Here is a 1,694-nt window from a genome sequence, read left to right as displayed (position 1 = left end):
GCATTGCATAAAAATTCAAGAATAAAAGCAGACAGTGATTTAATCAGCGCTTCCCTAAGGGACGCAGTCCCGACAGCACCTTGAACCCGGGCGCCGAAGGCGCCTGAGCCCATCTGCTTTCGGGAATACCGTTGCCTGCCACCATGAGTCCCATTCCCTCACAGCATGACTGTCCTCGTAAGCTCATCCATCCATGCTCCCTTTTTATGGTCATAGGTTTTAATCACGATTTTATCCTTATAGAGGTAGATGGAGTTGGACCATACCTGTTTTCCGTCCCAGGTGGGATTGTAGACGTCCAGTACTTTCCCGTGGTAGTAGTTCACTTCGCTGGCGAAGGTGGGCTGGGTGGGCGGGGTGTGGGTGTGGCCGGAGACCCAAAGTTTCACCTGGGGATTGGTGAGGAGGATGAGGTCGATGTCTCCTGCAGGCTGGGCGAAGTTTCTTGGATTTCCTATTTTATCATTGTAGGGAATCATGGTGTCCGACAGCGGCGCGTGGTAGAAAATGAGGGTAGGCGTATTTTGATTCTCCTTCAATGTCTGTCTCAGCCAATCCATTTCTTCCTTTGCCATGGCCACAGGAAATCTGCTTTCCGTGTCTTCAGGCGATAGAAATACAAGAAGGTACTGCCCCAGTGTCTTCGTGCTGTGGAGAGGGCCGAAGACTTTCCGGTAATTGTCTTCATGAGCCTTTCGGAGGGCCGGATCCGCCATGACGGGCTTGCCGTCTTTCAGTTCTTCTTTGTAGAAGAGTTCATGATTTCCTGCCAGGTACGCTTTTTCTCCGGCAAAGCCGTCAATAAACTGCTTCGCCTCTTCCATCTGGTTCATGGAGCCGTACATTTCCACCATGTCGCCGGTGAATACTTTAAGATCCACATCCTGCCAGCTGTTAATATCTTCCCGGGCCTTTGCCTTGTTGTCCATAATGGCCTGCCGCTTCGGATTGTCCCGGGTCTTGCTGGGATAATGAAGGTCTGAAATCACGACGACCCTTTCGTACTCCTTCCCCGCGGGAGCAGGCAGCTGCCCGCAGCCTGCAAGGACCAGGCAGGAAAGGGAGAGGAAGAAACAGAGAATGGTGCGGAACATGATGAGTCCTTTCTATAACAGGGCATGTGGACACGCCCTTCCGGGCGTGAAGGTTCAAAGGGTTCAGAAGGTTCAAAAGGTTCAGAGGGGAAGGTTCTTAAGATGGATGGGCCTTCGGCCCAAGGGTTCTTAAGTTTGACAGCCTTTCAGGCCGAGGGTTGCGGTGGCGCCTCCGCCGCAGATTTAAGAAAGGGGGGCGCGGCTGACGCCGCAGGTTGTGTCGAAGGGCTATGTTCGCTTCCGCTCAGGGGGCGACAGCGCCTACGGCGCTGAGGGTGGCGGATTGCCTTTCAGGCAATGCTTATAAAGTCAGCGTTACGGATTCACCCATCTGTGTCATATGGCATGATAGGCATTCTGATGATTGGCTCGCTGCGCTCGCCTCCCCCTATCCGGCTGCGCCGGACTTCCCCGCAAGCGGGGGCAGAATAAAACACCGCGAAACACTCTCTTCATAAATGGCTCTACAGTAAGCACGGGTTATAGTGCTACTGTGCACATCCTGCATAGGATGTGCAAGTTGGTCAAAGTAAGCCCTAAGCCTGCCCATAAAAGGGCCTTTCTTTTGATTGATCAACCGAACTGCGGGGGTGGCAAAGG

The 1,694-nt window shown here is 53.1% G+C and carries 1 protein-coding gene; it reads right to left on the bottom strand.

Features of this window, described 5'->3' with window-relative positions:
- Window positions 1-158: 158 nt before the first annotated feature.
- Window positions 159-1,094, bottom strand: coding sequence for a metallophosphoesterase family protein (locus tag B2Y11_RS04685; protein ID WP_291056817.1), 936 nt, complete (start codon window positions 1,092-1,094; stop codon window positions 159-161).
- Between the last annotated feature and the right edge of the window lie 600 nt (window positions 1,095-1,694).

This window comes from Dialister sp. UBA1703 (assembly GCA_002320515.1).
GTDB lineage: Bacteria > Bacillota > Negativicutes > Veillonellales > Dialisteraceae > Dialister.
Note: the sequence above shows the minus strand (reverse complement) of the source record. Positions and strands in the feature narration are given on the sequence as shown.